Consider the following 19,546-nt stretch of genomic DNA (forward strand, 5'->3'; position numbering starts at 1 on the left):
TTTCCCCATTTATCATTATGCATTAAAGCTTTCAGTCAATTGAGGAACCACTTGTTTCTTACGTGAAACGGCACCTGGAAGGAAAGCGTGGTTGTTTTCAAGTTTGAAGTTGAAGGCTGCTTCTACCTTGTCCATGTTGGCACCAAGAGCCAAGATTTCTGAGTTTGAGTTGACGATGTCTGTAATCATCAAAACAAAGTCAGAGTAGCCGTTAGCGGCATTGGCAGCTTGGATAGCTGCTTCGATTTCAGCTTGGCGTTCCAAAACTTCCGCAATATCAACTGTGTTCACTTGAGCCACACGAACGTTATTTCCGTTCAATTCAAAAGTCTTGGCATCGATGTCGATCAATTCTTCTGCTGATTTGCTTGCCAAGTTAGTACCAGCCTTGAGCATTGCAAGACCATATTCTTCCAAGTTGACACCAGCCAATTCAGCCAATTCTGGCGCAATCACTTTATCAGATGGGTGAGTTGTTGGAGATTTCAAAAGAAGAGTATCTGAAATCAAACCTGAAAGCATCAAACCTGCGATTTCTTTTGGCACTGCTACACCGTGTTCTTTGAACATGCGGTACACGATAGAAGATGCTGATCCAACTGGTTCCAAACGCATGTAAAGTGGGCTGGCAGTTTCGAAGTTAGCCACACGGTGGTGGTCCACTACACCATATACTTCTACTTCAGCAATATCTGATACTGATTGTTGGAATTCATTGTGGTCCGTCAAGATGACTTGCTCTGCACCTTCTGCTTTAGCTGATGTGATGACGCGTGGTGCTTCCACACCAAAATAGTCCAACACGAAAGCTGTTTCTTCATTTGGAGTTCCAAGGGCCACTGCTTCTGTATCCAAACCATAAGCTTCTTTTGCAAGATAAGCAAAAGCTACAGATGAGCCGATAGCATCTGAGTCAGGATTTTGGTGACCAAAAACGAGAATTTTTGACATGTTTCTACCTCTTTATTTCATTTATAGATTCACTCTATTTTAGCACGTTTTGCCATTTAAAGAAAGGGAATAGTTGTGCATTTCATCAGAAAAAGACAGCTGGAAGGCCCAACTGTCTATACTTTTTATCCTTTGACCCGTTTCAGGTAATCTTGGTAACTTTCTGTTTCCATCAAATCTTTTGCATTTTGAACCCGTTCTTTTGTCGGTGGTTTTACACCCTCCAATTTGTAGGGAATGCCCAATTCACGCCATTTGAATTCCCCCATGGTATGATAAGGCAGAATTTCAAATTTATCGACATTTTTTAGGGTTTTAACAAATTTTCCAAGCTCGATCAAATCATCATCCCGGTCCGTTAAACCTGGCACCAAAACGTGACGAATCCAGACTGGTTTTCCAATATCAGACAAGTACTTGGCACAAGCTAAGATCGTTTTATTGGTATGGCTGGTCACAATTTTGTGTCGTTCATCATTGATTTCCTTGATATCGAGAAGCACCAAGTCTGTCACCGCCATCAAGCGGTCGAATTTTTCCAAATAACGAGGTGTATTCCGGAAAGGAAGGGCACAGGTATCCAAGGTACAATGAATGCCCAACTCTTGAGCCTTAGTAAAAAGTGCAATCAAAAAGTCAATCTGCAAGAGGGCTTCTCCACCACTGACAGTGATTCCCCCTTTTTGACCCCAAAATCCACGATAGCGGAGGGCTTCTTCTAAGACATCATCCACCGTCCGCTCACGGGACTTGTTGGTTTCCATTGCCCAAGTATCTGGATTGTGGCAGTATTGACACCGCATTTGACAGCCTTGAAGGAAGACAATAAAGCGGATCCCAGGCCCGTCTACTGCACCAAAACTTTCTGTTGAGTGTACCATTCCTGTTACTTTTCCATAGTCAACTGTTTCATTTTCCATTGAGGAACCTCTTCTCTTGAAAACGTTTTATGATTTTATTATAACACGATTCCATCTATTTTAAAGAGTTTAAGCCTCTTTTTGAAAAGAAACTGTTCTTTTCAGTATTTTTCATTGTCCTAGTACAGTTTCCAATATGGGACCAACTGTCCTGTATTTAAGGAGAAAAAAAGGAGCCAGCAACTCCTTTTTTAGATCTTTCTTACGAAACACGTTAGTGAGTAGTCTTTTTCTTTTTGTACCAGACAAGACTGATCGTGGCTACTACTACTCCAAGAAGAGCTAGATAACTTGTTTCTTGTCCAGTAGATGGAAGGATTTTCCGTTTACCTGGTGTCTTGATTTCTGTTGCTACCTCTTCCTTGTCGTCTTGCTTCTCATCTTCGTTCTTGCCCTTCTCTTTGCTTTCAGATGTTGAACTCTTTTGTTCATTAGCTTGAGCCTGATGAGGGGCTAGTTGAGACCCTGTATTCGATGAAGAAGGGCTAGTTTGATCCATTGCTTGTCCTGAATTCCCTTTTTGATCATCCGTCGGCGTTCCTGGAATTTGTGCTCCACTAAAGTCGATTTGGACCAAGACAGGATCATGGTCTGATGCACGACCGTGTTCCTTCATAAAGGAAGCATTGATATGGACTGGTTCAAACGTTGCTTTGGCTGCCATGTTGTTTGAGATAAAAATGTTATCTAATACTTGGTTGCTACCACGGTAGAAATAAGAATAGCGATCACCTGCATCATGTTGGGACATTAAGTTGGTTAGCTCATTGCCCGCAAGGATCTGTGCTGTGGTTGAGAAATCGTAATCATTAAAATCACCCGTCAAAACGAAGGTAGTCTTCGGATTTTGCTTCAATCCTTCTTGGACGAATTGATGGATGACACTAGCTTGTGCTTCACGAGTTGGCAAGGTATGTTCCACTGCTGGTTGGCTTGCCCCATAAATAGCATCATCTCCGATTTTTGATTTCAAGTGATTGGCAATCACCACAACTGGTTGGCCTTTGAATTCAAACTCAACGGCTAAAGACTTGCGAGTATGATCAAACGATGAATCGCTAGGGGCAATCCGAGCTGGGTTTTTAACCAGGTGTCCCTTGTCAAATTGCGCTGCTTCGTTGCTAGTCGCTGCCTCTTTTTTAGCTAAGGTCACGCGTTCCGGATTGTAGAGAATTCCCAAACGAATATTGGAACCTGGCTTTCCACCGTCAGCGCCATCTAGTGGAGCAACCTCCGTATACTCATAGCTCTTGCCACCCAATTCCTTGATCCGACTAGCTAGTTTGCGTCCACTTTCAACACCACTGGTCGTCCCGTCATCCACACTGCCATTATTGTCCTGCACTTCGATCAAAGTAATAATATCCGGATTGTGAATTTCATGGATAAAGGAATTAGCAATCAGCGTCACCTTATCCTCTGGCGTTTCATTTTTGGCATTGTTGGCCGAGAAATTTTCAATATTATAGGAAGCGATGGTCAGCTTGTCCTCACTTGGTTGGGTTTGAGCTGCTTGACGCTGCAAGCCACCATCTTGGACTGTCAACTGTTGAGTGGGCTCTACCTTATAAAAGCTATTCCGATAAGTCACCACTCCTGTTACATCTTCTGCAAAGTAATCTTTGGCTTTTGCGACAAACTGATTACCAACATAAATCGGGATCGTCGCTGTATTTTGTGCATGTGGCCGTAGATTCAGACCTCCAATATTGTTTAAAGGAAGGCCTGTAAAATCTTCTCCCAATACATAGATATCTCCTTTATACTGGGGACCTAAAACATGCGGTTTCTTTACCACAGTGAGCATGCCTTCCAGACTTTCCCAATAATCGAGGGCATCGGTTTCTGGAGCATAAGCAGTTGGATTAGTCTTCACCTCTGCCGGCATCCCTGCAGTGATATTCACAGCTTCTGGAAGAGGGGCTGTCCCGTCTTTTGTGATCCAAGCATCAACCAACATGGTCACCGTTAAACTATTCGTCGGTTCCTTAAAGGTCTTCCCAGCTCCCAAGGTGACTTCTTCCATATAACCTTCCTTGACAGTACCGGTGATTTTTACCTTGTCACCGACCTTGACCTTGTATTTAGAAACTACATAAATCCCATCTGAAGTCCGACTATTACCATCCGATTCAATGTCTTGAGCATAAAAACCATAGCGGTCTGTTTTGGTCACGACCGCATTTTTGATGGCTACCTTTTGGCCTTCAAGTGGAGAGCGTTGCGCTTCCCCTTGAATCTCCCCAATCTTAACCGTTTTCTCTTCGGTATCCTCCGAGGAACTGCTAGATATCTCTCCTCTATCACTCGAAGCTCTCGTCGTAGCTTCTGTAGTTGTTGTTGCGGAAGTCGAATGATTTGTCAAGCCTTCCTCGCTACTAGTGTTCGTCACAAGTGCTGGCTCTGAAGTCGAAGCTGTGGTCTCGTCAGCAACTACCGTGAGGGCACTGTTAAAGACCCCCAACTGACTAACCAATAAGGTAGCTACTGCTAATAATCGAATCTTTTTTCCGTTATTTCTCATGCTTCTCTCCATCCCTAAAAAGTTTTCCTCTTTTATTATAAGGGAAGAACTTTGTATTTTCAAGCGCTTTCAAAAATATTTTTCAAAAAGAAAAACACTTCGACCGAAAAAGATCGAAGTGTCAAGAACTTAAGCTAAAATTGCCAGTGTCTGATACGGTTTCAGAATTATCTTTTCAGCAAGCTCTACATTCTCATAGTTGGACAAGAGCACGCGCCCTGCTTGGTAGTCTTTTGGAATCGCTACTTCGACTTCACTTCCATAGAAATGATTGAGTACCAAGAGTTTTTGACCATCTAAGTGGCGTTCAAAAGCGTAGACTTCTTGACTATCCTCCAATGCTGGCAGGTAGCTTCCTTCTGAAATGATGGGCATTTCTTTGCGCAAGCGAATCAATTCTTTATAGAAGGTAAAGATTGGACCATCCATTTCCTTTTCAACATTGATATCTTTATAGGACTTCCCAACTTTCAACCATAGCGTACCTGTTGAAAAACCTGCATTTTCAGAAGCATCCCATTGCATGGGCGTACGAGAATTATCACGGGACTTAGCTTGGATAATCTTAAAGGCTTGCTCAGGAGACTTGCCTTGATCCAAAAGCATTTGGTAAGCATTGATGGACTCGACATCCATATAATCTACCATCGAATCATAGTCTGGGTCAATCATGCCAATTTCTTCGCCCATGTAGATGTAGGGTGTTCCGCGTGAAAGGTGGATGCTGGCTGCCAGCATGGTCGCTCCTTCATTGCGGAAGTTCTTGATATCCACAAAGCGATTCAAAGCACGAGGTCGGTCATGGTTATTCCAGAAAAGAGCACTCCAACCACCACGTTCACTCATTTCCTTGCCCCAAGTATGATAGAGACGCTTGAGCTCTTGCAGGAAGAAGGCTTTATCGAGACTGTTCAAGGGATGGGGTCGCAAATTTGTAGGCAAGCACACTTTGACTTCCCCGTTTCCCAATTAACCAGCTACCAAGAAATCGTCAAAGCTTCTGGTCTTCGCTCAGAAACCAATGTCATTCGTTTGGAACAAATCAGTATCGATGAAAAAGGCGCTAAAAAGACAGGTTTCCCCCTTCACCGTTTGGTTTGGAAAGTCACCCGGCAACGGGTAGTGGATGGTGTCGCTTCTGTCTTAGATATTGATTACCTAGACAGAGAGCTGATCCCTGGCCTGAGCAAGGAAATTGCCCAGCACTCTATCTACCAATATATAGAAGAAGACTTGAAATTGCAGATTGGCTATGCCAAAAAAGAAATCTTGATTTCACCAATCGATAATCGTGACAAAATCTTATTGGATCTTGGAAAAGACCAACACGTGGTGACGGTCCGTTCCCAGGTTCACCTAGCAGACGGACGGCAATTCCAATTCACCGAAAGCCGGCACAAATTAGACAAATTTCATTTTGTCGACTATGCAGAGCGGAGGAAATAAAGGAGGCTGGGACAAAAGTCCTAGCCTCTCAATTGTCTTGGATTATCGAGCAAGACGCAGTGCTTGAGTGGGCTCTACTACGCTGATTTCATCAGCTTTTACAGCCCTACTCAACTGTGCGGAGGCGGGACAAAGAAATCGAATTCTAACGAATTACCGATTTCTGTCCCCCTCTCATTTTATCCTAATACCAATTCATCACTAACCAGGGTTTCGCCACTGTTTTGTTGGAAGAGGCGCATCAAATCTTCAACTGTTAGATTTTTCTTTTCTTCTCCTTTGACGTCTACAACGATCTTGCCTTGGTAGAGCATGATCAAACGGTTGCCGTATTCAATTGCATGGTTCATATCATGCGTAATCATCAAGGTTGTCAAATCATGGCTTTCCACAATCTTTTGTGTCAATTCCATGACCATTTCACTAGTCTTAGGATCGAGCGCTGCGGTATGTTCATCCAGAAGCAAGAGTTTCGGTTTGACCAAGGCTGCCATGACCAAGGTCAAGGCTTGACGTTGCCCACCAGACAAATATTGGGTATCCACCTTGAGACGGTTTTCTAAACCGATATTCAGTTCCTTCAAGGCTTCACGGAATAATTCGCGATCTTTCTCTCGAACTCCCCAGCTCAAACCACGAGATTTCCCCCGACGTTGGGCAATGGCCATATTTTCTTCAATAGTCAAACGGGAAGCTGTCCCCATTTTAGGATCTTGGAAGACACGCGCAATATCTTTCGCACGCTTACGAACACTCGTATTTTTGATGGAGTTACCTTCTAGCAAGATATCCCCTTCATCCACGACCAGATTTCCTGCCAAGATGTTCATCAAGGTTGATTTCCCAGCTCCATTTCCACCGATGACTGAAATGAAGTCCCCTTCTTCTACTTGGAGATCCAAGCCTTTTAAAACATGGTTTTCATTGACTGTTCCTGCTTCAAATGTCTTATGAATACCTTCAATTGATAATAATGTTGCCATACTTTTCTCCTACTTATTTCCTAACTTCAATCCGCGAACACGAAGACGTTTTTGCGCCTCAGGAGCGAACAAGACAATCGCGAGCAAGATCGCATTGAAGAGACGGACCATATTTTGATCGAGATTTGGGATCTCGTAAATATTTAAGATAATCAGACGGTACACAATGGCTCCAACCCCAATGGAAAGCAAACGCCAACCAATAGTCAATTCGTGGATCAAAACTTCAGCAATAATCACCGCACTCAAACCAACTACGATCGTCCCTGTACCAGAAGTCACATCTGAGAAACCATCATTTTGTGCAAACATGGCTCCACAAAGGGCAATCAAACCATTGGAAATCATGTAGCCCAACATCTTCATGTTATCTACATTGACCCCATTGGCCTCACTCATTGGAATGTTATCACCAGTCGAGCGCAAAACCAAGCCAAGCTGCGTCTTCATTAAGAGGGTCAACAAGATACAGACGATGATCAAGCACGAAATACTAATCAAAAAGACAGCTTCTTCATTGGACAAGCCCAATTTCATGACACTTTTGAAAATGGTACTAGCATCGCCAATAGAGAGGTTGGGTACTCCCCCCATGATTTTAATATTGATAGAGTAAAGACCGGTCAAAGTGACAATCCCTGTCAAGAGGGCTGGAATTTTCATTTTTGTATGGAGAATCCCAGAAACCAATCCTGCGATCATTCCTGCTAGAAAGCCCAGCAAAGTTGCAAGCCAAGGGTTTCTTCCTGCTTGAATTTGGGAGGCTACAACTGCTGCCCCAAGTGGAAAGGCTCCTTCTGCCGTCATATCGGCAATATCTAAAATTCGAAATGTTAAGTAAACACCGATCGCCATGATCGACCACAATAAACCTTCTGATAAACTTGATAAAACGAAATTCATCTCAAACCTCCTATTTTTCTACCTTCAACGAGCTAATATCAATTCCAAGCTCTTTGGCCATCTCTTTATTGGTATGCAATTCTAATTTTTCAGGTGTTTCAACTGCGACTTTCCCAGGTTTCTCACCCTTCATGATGCGAATGGCCATCCGAGCAGCTTGTCTTCCCAATTCCTCATAATCGGTACCAAAGTTGTACAAACCACCAGTAGCCACCATTTCAGCAGAACCTCCAAAAACTGGCACCTTATGACTAATCGATACCTGTTTTACAGTTTCCATTGTAGAAGAGATAATATTGTCTGTCGGAACAAAGACGATATCTGCTTCTGACATGATACTGTCTGCTGCAGCTTTCACATTGTTACTATCGAGAATTGTTTTTTCAACCACTTGATAGCCTTTAGCTTCAAGGATCTTCTTCGCATTATCTTTTTGGACGACTGAGTTAGGCTCACTTTGCGTATAGAGGATCCCAACTGTTTTCGCCGTTGGAAGCACTTGCTTAATCATGTCTACCTGTGTAGAGATCGCATCTTCTGACTGGTCACTTGTCCCTGTGATATTGCCACCAGGCTCTTTCAAGTTTTTCACCAATTTCGCTGCCAATGGATCGGTCACAGCTGAGAAGACAACCGGTGTTGTTTTCGTCGTATTAGCCAAACTTTGAGCCGAAGGTGTTGCAATCGCAAAGACGAGATCACTTTCTTCCGCCAATTGTTTGGAAATGTTTTTCAGATTTCGTTGCTCCCCTTGAGCATTTTGGAAATCAATTTGGATATTTTTCCCATCCACATAGCCCTCTTTCTTCAACTCTTCGATAAAGCCTTTTCGTGTTGCATCAAGCGACTTATGGGTGATGTACTGGGAAATCCCAATTCGAAAGACATTGTCCTTTTTAGCATCCTTCAGATGGTGTAAGGTCACCAATGATGTTAACAGAAGTCCTACAACCAGGACAGGTGCTAGTAATTTCTTCACTACTTTCATTTTTTGACTCCTCTTCTGCAAATAAACAAAAAATCCGCTTAGATCATTCTCTAAACGGATGCTTGAAATTCTCCAACAAGTTACAAAACCTCGGTCCATTTAGATACTAGCTCTATGGACCATCATCAAAAATCTTAGCCACATAGATACAAACAAATTGTTTGGGTTGTTTGCATCCATGAGATCATGTCTACAAACACTATCTAAAGTAGCTAAAGTAAAATTTTTGAGTTGAAATGGCTTGTTGCTTCATGTTTATTTTCTGCTTTCTTTATTTATGGGTATTATCTTACCTTAATTTATTTTGGCTGTCAAGAATATTTCAGAAATTTTTAAAATTTTTTGAAAATTCAACTAGCCCTGACAAGAAAAAAACAGAGGCTGGAACACGTCCAGGCCTCTATTTTCTAATCTTCTTTTGATTTGGTTTCTTCATCTTCTTCGACGATTTCAGAAATTTCAACTTTCACCTTGGTCACACGACCGTTTTTCACCTTGTCATTAGTCAAGATCAAGTGTTTCTTTTGACTATCGACTTCACAGCTGAGGCGTTCTTTCAAGGATGGAATCCGCCCAACTTCAGTCAAATAATACCCTGCAATAGTATCCACATCATCACTTTCCAACTCAACGCCAAAGTATTCATTAAAGTCGTTTAGTGACATAGCTCCTTGCACGACATAAGTATTATCCCCAATTTCAAAAACATCAATTTCAGCTTTGTCAGTCTCATCGTCAATTTCACCGACGATTTCTTCCAAGAGGTCTTCAAGAGTGACCAAGCCAGACATCCCGCCATATTCATCGAGTAGAATGGCCATTTGATTTTGCGTATTGCGCAATTCCTTCAAAAGATCATCCACAAAAATGGTTTCTGGAACAAACAAAGGTTCTTGTAAAATCTTTCTTAAGACAATATTATCAAAGCCATTGATAAATCCTTCGTTCAAGAGACGTTTGGTATGGATGAGGCCGATGACATTGTCCTTGTCATCATCATAGACAGGAATTCGTGAAAAGTTTTGCTTAAGGATACTTTCAATAATTTCTTTGGTATCATCATTGATATCAACCATGAAGGCATCTGTCCGTGGAACCATGACTTCACGCGCTACCATTTCATCTAATGAAAAGATCCCTTGGAGCATCTCAATCTCGTCCGCATCTAGTGTTGCTTCACTATTGGTCAGCATATACTCGATTTCATCCCGCGTCATCTTTTCATCCGGATCATCGAATTCCATTGGCGTGATACGGCTCAAAAGGTTGGTCGATGCTGAAAGCAACCAAACAAAGGGGCTGACAATTTTTCCTAATAGAATCACAATCGGAGCTGTTCGAACAGCCAACTCATCTTTTAGGTTCATAGCGATTCGTTTCGGATAGAGTTCGCCAAACACGATCGAAATATAAGTCAAAAATGCTAGAGATAAAAAGCTTCCAGCTGCAAGAGCCGTTTTAGTATTGCCCATCCATCCAGCAATGACATGACCGAGACTTTCTGCAAGACTCGCCCCAGATAAGATGGTAATCAAGGTGATCCCCACCTGAATAGTGGATAAGAAATGGTTGGGCTGTTCCAAAACGCTAAGAAGACGGATGTATCTTTTATCTCCTTCTTCAGCCTTTTGCTCTACACGAGAGCGATTTAACGATACCATTGACATTTCAGTCGCCGAAAAAAAGGCGTTCAATAATGTCAAAACAATCAATAAAATAAATTCCAGTAAAATTTCCTGACTGCCAGGGTCTTCCATGGATAGTTTCCTCCAGTATATAATATTGTATATTATACCACAAAATAGGAGAGCCTGCATTCTTCTATAAAATTTTCTTTTTTTACCATCAAAAAATCAGGACCAGGTCCTGATTTTAGTGTTCTGCACTGGTAAAATCATAAAAGAAGGCATTGAGTTTTTCAACCAGCTCAAGCGATGAGAGACTACTTGTACAGATAAAAGGTTTTTTCTTTAATTCGGGCATCATAAAGTTGGCTACCACCACATCTGCATCCGAAGCTTCGATATCATCCACTGTCAGATTGTACTTGATCATCTGTGTAAATTCAAAGTTATCCGTACAGTAGAAATCAAGGAAATCAATCATGGATTTTGCATGGTGATCGTCAAAACGACTGATAATCAAGACCTTAATAGACTTCCGTCGGCGCAACAACTGCGGTAAGAGACGTTCCCAGTGAGTATAGACCGTGTAGATCATGTGCTTGATGATCTCTTCGTTCAGATCATGCTTCATGGTCTTCATATAAGTGATGATATGCTCCTTCAAATCATCATAGAAGGCTGGGAAGATGCTCATGAAATCTTCGTTGGTATTGGTCTTCGTATCAAATAAGAGGAACTCGGAGAATAATTCCTTCCGACCTAAGTGAGCCGTATTGTGAACGTGCATCAACATCTCATCAAGATTTTCAATGTCTAAATCATAGGTATAGCATAGATCCTTGAACATATCTTTGATGAGTCTGGTCGATTCTTTGGCATACGGATCAGTTTCTGCAGCTTCGACCAAGCTTTCTGGGCTGAAATAGAAATTCTCTTGAATGAAGATGATGAAGAATTGCTCCAGCACTCTTTCATTCAACTCGACACCCAACTGCAAACTAAAGTAGCGCAACATCCCCTCGACATTGGTCACCCCTTGATACTGGTCTTTATACACATCATAGTTCGTTGGCATGTCAATAAAATAGCCCTGCTTAATACGTGATAAGTAGACTGTCAAGAGAACTTTATAAGACCTGAGTAAAGAGAAGGTCAATGGATAGCCATAGAGTTTGAAGAAGAAGGTGATCAAATCGGTCACCGCCTCTTCCTTAAATTCTGGGAAAGGCCACTCCATATAGTAATAACGTTCCGCAAAATACTGGGCATAGAAGAAACGAACATCTACTTCATCCCCGACAAGATTCAAGGGTTTCAAATCAATCTTTACATTGTATTTGGTTTGAAGTTTCTGATTGATCGTCCGAATCAAGCGGTAGAAAGATTGGTAACTCAGATCAAACTTTCTGCAAATATATTCATTAGAAACATCCTTGTTGAAGAAGAGATATTCAATCAATTCGAAGGCTTGTGATTCTTTAAAAAAGTGATGATAAATCACCTCAAGCCCAACCGAATCCTCATAACTGATTTTGATCCCATTGGTAGAGGATTCAATTAAAAAGTCATCAAATGTACTACGAAGATTAGACAAATCCTCTTTTAACGAACGTTCTGTACAATCCAAACGCTTGGCCAACTCTTTCAAGTGGAACCATCTTTTTTCCTTAATCAAGATTTCCAATAATTGCAATTGGCGTCTCTGTTTTTTGGATAAGAGCAGTCTCATCTTTTCCTACCTTTTCATATTTTCTTTCAAAATCACTTATATTTTAACACATTTCATAGCACTTGTTGACTTTTTTCCAGCATTTTTTCAAAAAAATGTACAAAAAAGACTCCAAGGCCCATATAGGCGCTAGAGTCTAGGATTTATTAATGATTCCAAATTCTTCTTTTTTCTTCTGCTCCTTAGCAGCACGGTGGTTATCATAAAGATTTACCAAGAATTTTACAATTTCTTTTCCAATCGAATAGACTGGAATCGCAACGACCATCCCGATAATACCGTAGATATTACTTGAGAGTAACAAGAGGACCATAATGGTAATCGGGTGAACCTTCATCACGCCTCCAACGATACGCGGATAAAGAATATTCCCATCGATCTGCTGGATAATCAACATGTAAATGACTGCTTTGATCATCATATCCATATCGGTAAAAGCATAAGTGATGACCATCGGAATCAAGCCGATGGTTGGTCCTACATAGGGAATGAGGTTGGCCAATCCAGAAAAGATGGCAAAGACCAAAGCGTACTTCAATCCAATAAAACTATAGCCAATATAGGCTAGGGTTCCAATGATCAAGGCATCGATCGAAATCCCACTAATATAGCGAGAGACTGTTTCATTCAGACTAACCAAGAGGCTTGAAATGTGGAGTTTGTCATTGCGTAGAATGGTTCGCTCCAACATCGGCAATAACTTCTTCCCATCGACCAAGAAATAAACCAAGAAGACGGGGGTCATGATCAAGATAAAGACCGTATTGACAATGGTGTTAACCACACTTCCTAAACTGTTGGTCACACTATTCAAGAGATTTTGTAGGATATCCATATAAGAGAGATTCAACTGCTGAATCGTCGACTGGATATTCACATTCTGGAACAAAGGATTGGTCGAAAGTTTTCGAACCAAACTTTGGACTTCCCAGTAAAGTCCTTGAGTTGAATTGATCAAGCTGGTTAACTGATTGATCAAGATGGGGAGCAGATAAAAAATCCCTAAGCCAATGATCCCAAACAAGAGGACCAAAGTGATCAAAATCCCAAACACACGCTTGATTTTTAAGTGTTTTTCCAACAATTCAACAACTGGATTGGTAATGTAATATAAAAAACCTGCAATTAAAAATGGTAAGAGGATGGTATTCAGAACAGATACAAACGGAGAAATCAAAGTCCCCATTGATTTCCAAATATAGAAAATCACCGTCAATAATAAAATCTCACATGTCCAGAATAACAATTTACTATTTCGAAACATTCCTTACCTCCTGTTTTCTATTCTACCATATTTTATGTTAGAATAAAGGAGATTTTAATCAAAAGGATGAAGTTATGAAGAATTTGATTGAACTACAAGACGTCAATTTGATCCGTAATGGAAAAGCTCTTTTGAAAGAGATTAACTGGCAAGTGAAAGAAAATGAATGCTGGGCCATTTTAGGCCTCAATGGGGCAGGAAAATCGACCCTCCTCAAACTGCTCATGTCTGAATATTGGGCTAGTTCCGGCCAAGTAACGGTCCTTGGAACCCGCTTTGGAGAAGGAGGAATTCCTGAGTTGCGGAAGCGTATTGGAATCGTAAGCTCTTTTATTTCAGAAAGACTGCCAGAGCATTTTTTGACAGAACAAATTGTCCTAACTGGTCAATACAAGAGTAGTATTTTATATGCTGCATACGGGGAGGAAGAACTAAACTGGGCACGGGATATGCTAACTTCGATTGGAGCTAGCGCTTTGATCGGTCGCAAATACCGTGAGCTCTCCCAGGGAGAAAAGCAGACCGTTCTCATTGCACGAAGCCTCATGGACCAGCCAGATCTGATCATTTTTGACGAAGCTTCTAGTGGATTGGATCTCTTTGCCAGAGAAAAGCTCCTCCGCCAGATCCATCATATCAAACAACTGGATCACGCGCCAACCATGATCTACGTCACCCACCATGCCGAGGAAATTACAAAAGACATGACCCATGTCCTCTTACTCAAACATGGCCAAGTGGTTGAGCAAGGACCAAAAGATCAAATTCTAACACCAGGTGTTCTCAGCCATTTTTACGAAGCTCCTGTATCCCTTATTGATCTTGGTGACGAGCGACTCTTTGTCAAACCAGAAATCGCACACTGAAAAGAAAGTGAATAAAGCAATAAGAGAGTGGGACAGAAATCGGTAATTCGTTAGAATTCGATTTCGTTGTCCCACCTCCGCACAGTTGAGTAAGGCTGTAAAAGCTGATGAAATCAGCGTAGTATATCCCACTCAACCACTGCATCTTGATCGACAATCCAAAAATAATTGAGAGGCTAGGACTTTTGTCCAGCCTCTTTTCCTCTTATCTCAACGATTTCGTGCATACTCGATCAAATCGTATGGAAGCGTATTGGCACTTTCTCTTAGGGAATAGCTTTCTAATTCATTGACATTTTGTCGCATACGGCGCGCTTGCTTGGCGGTAATCAGGTGTTGCGCTTCATATTCAAAAATAATCTTACGCTCCAAATAATAGCCTCTCAACATTTCATCGATATTATTTGGTTTCACGCGATTAATAACCCGCTCCACAAAGGCCCCACTGGTAATAATAGCTGTCTCTCTCAGACGAGATTCTTGTAGGAAAGAGATCAAACTGCTCCGATAAACCCCCTTGAGGTCTTCCAAACTTTCGATAATGATTTCCGTATTGGCCAGATAAAGGGCCGCAATCTGGTCATAATCAATGGCCTCTAACTTACTGTCTTCTCGGGTCCACCAGTTTCGCAAGCCAGATCCAAAAGTTAAGATCTCATGAACTAATAAACGCAAAAGTCGGAAAGACACCAAGAGGTAATAGGTTAAGCGAGACGAAAGATTGCGATTGACACGTTGCTCCATATTGCGAAGATAGCGTTGGTAGACACGGTAGCCCCGCTCTCGAATCTTTCCTTCTTCATAGGCCTGTTCCAAGCCGTCACTTTCAATACTCAAAATCAGGAGCTTCAACTGTTCCCAGTCCTTTTGAATGAGCCTGTTTTCTTGGCCTAGAATCAAGTTTTCTATGCGGCCATGGTAGTTATCAATCGCCGCATACAAGGGACCCTTGTGCTTGCTATTCTTTAGGTCTGCTTCTAATTCCATGACGACATCATTTAAAATCGCGATCTGCATCAGGTAGTCATTGGTTTCTTCCTTTTCTTCTGATAATTTTGGAAGTACCACTAAGCCTGCAATAAAGCTGACAAGGGTAACTCCTGCCACTAAAAAGAGTAGGATAGGGTATTCTTTTTCGATCTTGGTTGGAATCAAAAGAATCGTCGCAATCGAAACCGTTCCCTTCACACCCGAAAAGGTCAGCAATAAGGCATCTTTTAGATAATTTCTTAACGATTTTTTTAGTCGAACCGTTCGGAACCAATAAAAGAGGTAAACCATGACAAAACGAATCAAAAAGAGCAAGGCTGTCAACAGAAAGACAGAAAGAACTAAAAGAAGATTATTGTAAATGGGACTACTTAAGATGGGCTTGGAGATCATTTCCAATTCCATTCCTAAGATGACAAAGACCGACCCATTTAAGATAAAGTTGACCGTATTCCAGACAGTATGACTCACAGTATCTACCCGCGCTTCAAGGAGGGTAATGTGCTTAAAGCGACTGGCTTTTAGGATCCCTGACACAACTACTGCAATGATACCAGAGACATGGAGTTCTTCTGCTAGGAAGAAGGTCAACAGTGGGAGACTCAGTTCTAATAACAATTCACTGGCAATATCACTGGCGCGAACACTCAAGAGCAAGGTTTGCAACCACCGGTTCACAAAGGCCGTCAAGATCCCCACCGCAAATCCTCCAATAATGGAGATTCCTAAGGAAACCCCTGCCTCTCCAAGGGAGAAACTTCCGGTCGCAAGGGCTGCCAAGGCCACTCGAAAGGCAACTAGACCTGAGGCATCATTTAGTAATCCTTCGCCTTTTAAGATATTCGAAACCCGCTTTGGAAAGCTAAAGCGCTCAGACAGAGAAGCAAAGGCTACTAAGTCGGTAGGCCCAAGGGCTGCCCCTACTGCCATACAGGCTGCTAAAGGAAGGCTCAGCCACAAGGAGTGAGCTGCCCAGCCCAAACTAATGGTGGAGATAAAAATCACTGGGAAAATCAAATAGAGGATGACCCGCCAGTGCTTTAAGACGGAAGTAATATCTGCTTCTTCTGCTTCTCGAAATAAGAGAGGGCCAATGACCAAGGCCAGAAAGAGCTCGGTATCCAGATGAAAATTTTCTTCGGGCACAAAGAGAGCCCAACCAATCCCTAGTAAAATTTGAATCAAGGGCAGAGGAAGGCTCGGCACAAGTTTATTCGTGGCATTTGAGACGATCAAAATCATCGAAAAGATCACTGCATAAAGGAGTAGTTCCATATCACTCCCTCCTTAGCGTTCTTGGCAGCAGGTCTCAAATTGCTGTTTTAACTCCGCAATCTTTTGGTCTGTCTTGGTTACATCCTTGTGCTCAATCTTCTTTTGGCACCGTTCCATCTCAAGCGAAACCAATTTCTTTTTTATTTTGAGCATCTTTTTGGTCATATGGGCTTCATCATAAAAACCTATTGCACGCTCGTGGATGGTTGATTCGACAAAATCATGTCTCAATCCTTCGATTTTATTCTTTAAATATTCTTTATCCATGACGGTAGCTTTCTAATTTTTCGATCATGACCAAAAACGGTGGCTGATTCACTTGATTCAGTGTCCGGTAGATGGTCACTGTATAGTCTTTTTGAGGGAGCTGACTGACAAAGTCTAACACTGCATCACGCTCGATGTCTCCTCCCTCATGACCATAATAGATCATAATAGCAATTCGCCCACCTTTTTCTAGGCGAGCACAGATTTTTTCCATCGCTTCAATCGTAGTAGCCGGAAGAGTAATGACCGATTTATCCGCAGATGGCAGATAACCCAGATTAAAAATAGCTGCTTTGAGGGTCTCCACATATTGGTCCACATGCTGGTGACCATCCAAAATCAACCGGACATGTTGAAGACCCAACTTTTTCAATCTTTCCTGGGTATTTACAAGTGCTTGCTCTTGAATATCAAAGGCATAGACCTGGCCTGCTCGTTGGGCTAAAAAAGCTGTATCATGTCCATTTCCCATGGTCGCATCCACCACCACATCTTCTTTGGTGATGACTTCTGCTAAAAATTGATGGGCCATTTCAAGTGGTCGAAGCATCGGCAGTCTCCTTTTCTTCTAGCTTACATCCTTGGGTACTTCCACGCCGACGCATTTCAGTTTCAATAGCGTTTAGGACTTCCCATTTGTTGAGGCTCCACATAGGGCCAATCAACATATCCCGTGGGGCGTCTCCCGTAATCCGGTGGATGACAATGTGTTTGGGGATGATTTCCAACTGGTCACAGATGACCTTGACATACTCCTCCTGGCTCATGAGTTGAAGTCGTCCTTCATGATAGTCCCGTTGCATCCGTGTATTGGTCATCAAATGCAAGAGGTGCAACTTGATGCCATCAATCTCATTATCAGTCACACAACGGCGAACATTTTCCACCATCATCTCATGCGTCTCCCCAGGTAGACCATTAATCAGATGAGAGACGATCTCAGCCTTAGGCACCTGTTTGCGAATACGCTTGACTGTTCCAACATAAAGATCATAACTATGGGCACGATTGATCAATTCAGAAGTCGCTTCATAAGTCGTCTGAAGACCCAACTCAATCGTCACATGCATGCGCTCTGTCAGCTCTGCTAGGTAGGCCAAGGTCTCATCTGGTAAACAGTCCGGACGCGTACCAATGTTGATTCCTACCACTCCTGGTTCATTGATGGCCTGTTCATACCGCTCTCGAATGACTTCCACTTTATCGTGGGTATTGGTAAAATTTTGAAAATAGACCAGGTACTTCTTCACATCCGGCCATTTCCGATGCATAAAGTCAATCTCTTTGTAAAATTGTTCTCGAATCGGAGCTTCTGGGGCCACAATGGCATCTCCTGAACCCGAGACCGTACAAAAAGTACAGCCACCATGGGCGACTGTTCCGTCTCGATTGGGACAATCAAAGCCTGCATCAATAGGGACTTTAAAGGTCTTTTCTCCAAATAAGGTTCGATAATAATCATTCAAAGTATTGTAGGATTTCATACCCTTCATTATAGCAAAAAAAGAGTCGAACTCAAAACGCGAGTTCAACTCCTAGTTGTTAGATGCTTATTTTTGCTTGCCTGTAAAGCGCCATTGAAATCGCAAGCGATCATACAAGGGATACTCAAACTGTAAGACAGCAAGACCCAAAATCATACTGCCAAGAACGTCTGATGGGTAGTGGACCCCAACATAAATGCGGGAAACCACAATGGTCACAATTCCCAGAACCAGCAAGGCTTGAAGGCAATAGCGGGCAGTTTTATGTTTAAAATGTTGGCCGATTATGATGATCAAACTTCCCAAAACAAGGGTAGACGCCAGTGAATGACCACTCGGGAAAGAAAAGCCCTTTTCCTCTACTAGATGAAGAATACTTGGTCTCGGTCTCTGGTAGATATTCTTCAGAAGAAGAACCAAAAGCCCGGTCAATACTAGATTGCTCCCCAGAAAGAGGGCTTCGCTGTACCATTTCTTATAGGCAAAGACAGCCAACAGAAGAGCCACCCAGATGACAATGATCTTGGTATCCATGACATGGGTTACCTTGGTAAAGAAGGCTGTCAGTGCTGTAGGCAGATCGCCTCGGATAGCAGATTGAATCGTGCTATCAAAACCAGTTAATTGTTGCGGGTAAAAACGAATCACATACCCAAGAATGACAAAAATGAGAAGGGCGAAGCTTGCCTTCGCCCAATGTTGTTGTTTATTTTTCATATTTTTCCAAAATCGGTTGCAATAAGGTATAGATCAACCCAAATGCGATGGCCCAAATCACCCCTTCGATCAGGTTAAACGGTGCAACCATTGCGGCTAAATAGTGGACAAGCCCTAGTGTTTTCGAAATATCATAGTTCATAAAGCGAGCATACAAAGGGATTGCATAGACATAGTTCACCAATACCATCGTGATACTCAAGCTGATCGTCCCAACAATCGTTGCCAGGACAAATCGACCATGGGTCCGTTCTTTGTTCCAAATCCATGCAAAAGCAAGGACAAAAACAAGAACTCCAATGATATTGATTGGTAATCCAATCAAGGTTTCAAGCCCCTTATTATTAAGAGCTAATTTAAGAACAGATCGGATCAAGGTCACCCAAACGGCACTTTTAAAATCCAACAGGACCAAGGCCAACAAGATGGCAATGATACTCAAATCAATTTTGAAGAAATCTATCAAGAAAGAAAATTGATAGAACATCAAAATAAAAGATAATGCGGATAAAACAGCCACTAGGGTCAGTTTACGTGTATTTGTCATAACAGGTTCCTCCAATTTTTTAAAAATTAGAGAAGCTGGAAAGACGTCTACTCCATCATTCTACTCT

The 19,546-nt window shown here is 42.1% G+C and carries 17 protein-coding genes and 1 pseudogene; 2 read left to right on the plus strand and 16 right to left on the minus strand.

Features of this window, described 5'->3' with window-relative positions; genetic code table 11:
- Positions 1-15: 15 nt before the first annotated feature.
- The 4 genes and pseudogenes from HMPREF2832_RS09070 to HMPREF2832_RS09085 form a co-directional block, all read right to left on the minus strand.
- Positions 16-951 carry a manganese-dependent inorganic pyrophosphatase gene (locus tag HMPREF2832_RS09070; protein ID WP_048689738.1) on the minus strand — a complete coding sequence of 312 codons (936 nt, stop codon included), beginning with the start codon at positions 949-951 and terminating at the stop codon, positions 16-18.
- Between the two features lie 125 nt (positions 952-1,076).
- Positions 1,077-1,871 carry a pyruvate formate-lyase-activating protein gene (gene pflA, locus HMPREF2832_RS09075; RefSeq protein WP_003008306.1) on the minus strand — a complete coding sequence of 265 codons (795 nt, stop codon included), beginning with the start codon at positions 1,869-1,871 and terminating at the stop codon, positions 1,077-1,079.
- Positions 1,872-2,085: 214 nt separating this feature from the next.
- Positions 2,086-4,395: an endonuclease/exonuclease/phosphatase family protein gene (locus HMPREF2832_RS09080; protein WP_070506888.1), complete on the minus strand. Its 2,310-nt coding sequence runs from the start codon at positions 4,393-4,395 to the stop codon at positions 2,086-2,088.
- 129 nt (positions 4,396-4,524) lie between these two features.
- A pseudogene (locus HMPREF2832_RS09085) lies at positions 4,525-5,289 on the minus strand (alpha-amylase family glycosyl hydrolase); the annotation flags it as partial.
- Between HMPREF2832_RS09085 and treR the strand changes: the two are divergent.
- Positions 5,176-5,841 carry a trehalose operon repressor gene (gene treR / locus HMPREF2832_RS09090; protein WP_410002238.1) on the plus strand — a complete coding sequence of 222 codons (666 nt, stop codon included), beginning with the start codon at positions 5,176-5,178 and terminating at the stop codon, positions 5,839-5,841. The pseudogene HMPREF2832_RS09085 and the gene treR overlap by 114 nt on opposite strands.
- A gap of 179 nt (positions 5,842-6,020) precedes the next feature.
- Here the strand turns inward: treR and HMPREF2832_RS09095 are convergent, their stop codons facing one another.
- The 6 genes from HMPREF2832_RS09095 to HMPREF2832_RS09120 all read right to left on the minus strand — a co-directional run bounded on the left by HMPREF2832_RS09095 (position 6,021) and on the right by HMPREF2832_RS09120 (position 13,333).
- Positions 6,021-6,824 carry an ABC transporter ATP-binding protein gene (locus tag HMPREF2832_RS09095; protein ID WP_003005034.1) on the minus strand — a complete coding sequence of 268 codons (804 nt, stop codon included), beginning with the start codon at positions 6,822-6,824 and terminating at the stop codon, positions 6,021-6,023.
- Positions 6,825-6,833: 9 nt separating this feature from the next.
- Complete coding sequence (locus HMPREF2832_RS09100) at positions 6,834-7,727, minus strand: ABC transporter permease (RefSeq protein ID WP_003005682.1); 894 nt, start codon at positions 7,725-7,727, stop codon at positions 6,834-6,836.
- Positions 7,728-7,737: 10 nt separating this feature from the next.
- Positions 7,738-8,715, minus strand: coding sequence for an ABC transporter substrate-binding protein (locus HMPREF2832_RS09105; protein ID WP_070506893.1), 978 nt, complete (start codon positions 8,713-8,715; stop codon positions 7,738-7,740).
- A 407-nt stretch (positions 8,716-9,122) separates the two neighbouring features.
- Entirely contained in the window at positions 9,123-10,472 is a 1,350-nt protein-coding gene (locus HMPREF2832_RS09110) for a hemolysin family protein (RefSeq protein ID WP_070506898.1), read from the minus strand.
- A 115-nt stretch (positions 10,473-10,587) separates the two neighbouring features.
- The gene (locus tag HMPREF2832_RS09115) at positions 10,588-12,069 is read right to left on the minus strand and encodes an AcpB/EbpR/MafR family transcriptional regulator (protein ID WP_070506903.1); all 1,482 of its coding nucleotides are present in this window, start codon (positions 12,067-12,069) and stop codon (positions 10,588-10,590) included.
- A gap of 136 nt (positions 12,070-12,205) precedes the next feature.
- Entirely contained in the window at positions 12,206-13,333 is a 1,128-nt protein-coding gene (locus tag HMPREF2832_RS09120) for an AI-2E family transporter (protein ID WP_070506907.1), read from the minus strand.
- Between the two features lie 74 nt (positions 13,334-13,407).
- On the opposite strand from HMPREF2832_RS09120, the gene HMPREF2832_RS09125 reads away from it, so the two are divergent.
- The gene (locus tag HMPREF2832_RS09125) at positions 13,408-14,199 is read left to right on the plus strand and encodes an ABC transporter ATP-binding protein (RefSeq protein WP_049497808.1); all 792 of its coding nucleotides are present in this window, start codon (positions 13,408-13,410) and stop codon (positions 14,197-14,199) included.
- Between the two features lie 210 nt (positions 14,200-14,409).
- Here HMPREF2832_RS09125 and HMPREF2832_RS09130 read toward each other — a convergent pair whose 3' ends face one another.
- The 6 genes from HMPREF2832_RS09130 to HMPREF2832_RS09155 are packed head-to-tail and all read right to left on the minus strand — an operon-like array spanning position 14,410 to position 19,494.
- Positions 14,410-16,464 carry a cation:proton antiporter gene (locus HMPREF2832_RS09130; protein WP_049497807.1) on the minus strand — a complete coding sequence of 685 codons (2,055 nt, stop codon included), beginning with the start codon at positions 16,462-16,464 and terminating at the stop codon, positions 14,410-14,412.
- 12 nt (positions 16,465-16,476) lie between these two features.
- Entirely contained in the window at positions 16,477-16,731 is a 255-nt protein-coding gene (locus tag HMPREF2832_RS09135; protein WP_049497806.1) for a hypothetical protein, read from the minus strand.
- Positions 16,724-17,281 carry a tRNA 5-(aminomethyl)-2-thiouridylate-methyltransferase MnmM gene (locus HMPREF2832_RS09140; RefSeq protein ID WP_049497805.1) on the minus strand — a complete coding sequence of 186 codons (558 nt, stop codon included), beginning with the start codon at positions 17,279-17,281 and terminating at the stop codon, positions 16,724-16,726. The genes HMPREF2832_RS09135 and HMPREF2832_RS09140 overlap by 8 nt, the downstream gene beginning before the upstream one ends.
- Positions 17,265-18,224 (minus strand): tRNA modification radical SAM protein MnmL/YtqA, encoded by a 960-nt coding sequence (locus HMPREF2832_RS09145; protein ID WP_083306347.1) that lies wholly within the window; start codon positions 18,222-18,224, stop codon positions 17,265-17,267. Before HMPREF2832_RS09145 ends, HMPREF2832_RS09140 begins: the two co-directional genes overlap by 17 nt.
- A 57-nt stretch (positions 18,225-18,281) precedes the next feature.
- Positions 18,282-18,932 (minus strand): phosphatase PAP2 family protein, encoded by a 651-nt coding sequence (locus HMPREF2832_RS09150; RefSeq protein ID WP_070506914.1) that lies wholly within the window; start codon positions 18,930-18,932, stop codon positions 18,282-18,284.
- Entirely contained in the window at positions 18,922-19,494 is a 573-nt protein-coding gene (locus HMPREF2832_RS09155; protein WP_410002236.1) for an ECF transporter S component, read from the minus strand. Before HMPREF2832_RS09155 ends, HMPREF2832_RS09150 begins: the two co-directional genes overlap by 11 nt.
- Positions 19,495-19,546 lie beyond the last annotated feature (52 nt).

Source organism: Streptococcus sp. HMSC073D05 (genome assembly GCF_001812015.1).
Taxonomy (GTDB): Bacteria; Bacillota; Bacilli; order Lactobacillales; family Streptococcaceae; genus Streptococcus; species Streptococcus parasanguinis_D.